The sequence below is a fragment of the Halogeometricum sp. CBA1124 genome, assembly GCF_009741955.1.
Lineage (GTDB): Archaea > Halobacteriota > Halobacteria > Halobacteriales > Haloferacaceae > Halogeometricum > Halogeometricum rufum.
Genome location: NZ_WPCD01000337.1, coordinates 1 through 1,834, shown reverse-complemented (window position 1 = coordinate 1,834; position 1,834 = coordinate 1). Strand labels below are relative to the sequence as shown.

2 protein-coding genes and 1 pseudogene are annotated in these 1,834 nt (G+C 73.1%); all 3 read right to left on the bottom strand.

What is annotated here, in order from left to right; genetic code table 11:
• Window positions 1-303, bottom strand: a pseudogene (locus GJ632_RS21250) (hypothetical protein); the annotation flags it as partial.
• On the bottom strand, window positions 300-1,091 hold the full coding sequence (locus GJ632_RS21245; RefSeq protein WP_191453960.1) for a molecular chaperone TorD family protein: 792 nt from the start codon (window positions 1,089-1,091) through the stop codon (window positions 300-302). The pseudogene GJ632_RS21250 and the gene GJ632_RS21245, both read right to left, overlap by 4 nt.
• Before the next feature lies 1 nt (window position 1,092).
• Window positions 1,093-1,834: ethylbenzene dehydrogenase-related protein (locus GJ632_RS21240; RefSeq protein WP_191453959.1), on the bottom strand; the 742-nt coding region annotated here is incomplete at its 5' end.

Here is a 1,834-nt window from a genome sequence, read left to right as displayed (position 1 = left end):
CCCCCCGGCGAAGGCGAGTCCGACCCGCTGGACCGGCCGGTTGACGACGGACGCGAGGAGCAGTCCGGCGAGGGCGGGACCGACGACGGCGAACGGGAGCAACGGCACGGCGAGTTCGGTGAGCGGACCGGGGAGCGACCCCGGCGCGTTGTGAGCGACCCGGTAGGCCGTCGCGGCGGCCATCGGGACGAACGCGAGCGCTCCGGCGATGAGGCGGGCGGAGACGGGCGACCGACCGGAGAGCGACGCCGCCGTCGCGCCCGCGTCGGTCGCCAGCACCTCCGCGACGCGCCGACCGCTCATCCGCCGTCACCTCCCTCGAACCGCTCGGCGAGCGCCGTCTGGTCGGCGGCCACGAACCGGGCGAGGAACGCCGCGAGTTCGCCGTACAGGCCGGTTCCGGACTCCTCGGCCACCCGGTCGGCGACGCCGTCGGCGACGACGCGGAGGTGCCTGTCGTGGAAGTCGAGACGGGCGCGCCCCGCGCCGGACGACCCGTCCGCCTCGCGCCGCGAGAGGTAGCCCGCGAACTCCAGTTGGTAGGGCAGGTAGTCGTGGTTGTCGCGGGCGGATTGGTCGATTCCCAGCCCGAAGTACTCGTACGCCCGCGCCAGGTCGAGGTTCACGTCGTTCCACGAGGCGTCCGGGCGGTACGACGACCCGTACAGCGACACGGGCGGCCCCTCGCTGTCGAGGGAGCCGTCGGTCCGGTCCGTGTACTCCGCGTAGCCGACGGTGAACAGGTCGTTGAAGCGCGCGCACAGCGTCTCGTGGTCGTCCGCGACGGTGAGGTCCGGCGGGTCGACGGCCAGTCCGCTCGCCGCGACCAGTTCGCGGCAGATCCGGTGGACCTCGCCGGCGTCGAGTCGCGCGTACAGCGCCTCGTCGGGTTCGTCGAACAGCGTCGCCAGGAGGGCGTAGACGCCGCTCCGGGCGGCCGCCTCGCCGTCGAGACGCTCCGGGTCCACCGCGTCCGCGGCGTCTGCGGCGACCCCGTTCGCGTCGTTCGCGCCAACCGCGTCGGCTGTGTCGTTCGCGTCGGCCGCGTCGTCGACTCCGGCGCTTCCGGCCGTCTCGGTGGGTTCGGTCATCTCAGGACCCCCGGACCGCCTGTATCGTCACGAGTGCGGTGCCGGCGATGGCGAGGCCCGCGATGGTCCAGAGGATGGACTCGTAGGGCGGCCCCTGCGGACCGGGGCCGAGCGGGAAGTGGTACCACTCGCTGACCGCCTTCGTGCCCGAGCGCTCCATGTTCGACCCGTTCCAGACGGCGAACGCCACGTCCACGTCGTGGTCGACGGCGAGCGTCGTCCGGTTGGTCGCTTCGGTGGCGACGCCGCGCGAGACGACCATCGTCCACCGGCCGTCGTCGTACGTCGCCGTGGTGTTCACCGACGACGATTCGAACCGCGTGGTCGTCCCCGGCCCCCCGGCGAGGAGTTCCTGCGTCTCCCCGCCGGCGTGCCAGTACCAGACGTTCACGAGGTTGCGCGTGCTGCCCATGGAGATGGGCGGTCTGGCCGTGGTGTTCACGGGCAGTTGCACCGCCGCGGCGTCCTGGAACTCGCGTGGGGTGGAGGCGTTCCGGTCGGCGGTGCCGTCGGCCCACGACAGCCGGAGGTAGAACCGGCTCTCGGTCCGCGCCGACTGGACGCGGAGCGACTCGACGGACGTGTCGCTGGCGTTGGGAAGGCCGCTGGGCGCACTCGTCAGCGGCACTTCGACCGGCGGCACCGTGTCCCACGCCTCGCCCGTCGGTCGCTGCGGGTTCTCGGCGGCCGACACCTCCTCGACCGGAATCTGGTTCGCGGGGCGCGCCGACACCGTCGCCGGG

Coding starts and splice junctions, on each gene's coding strand:
- GJ632_RS21245 (WP_191453960.1), bottom strand. CDS start 1,091: ATGACCGAACCCACCGAGACGGCCGGAAGCGCCGGAGTCGACGACGCG.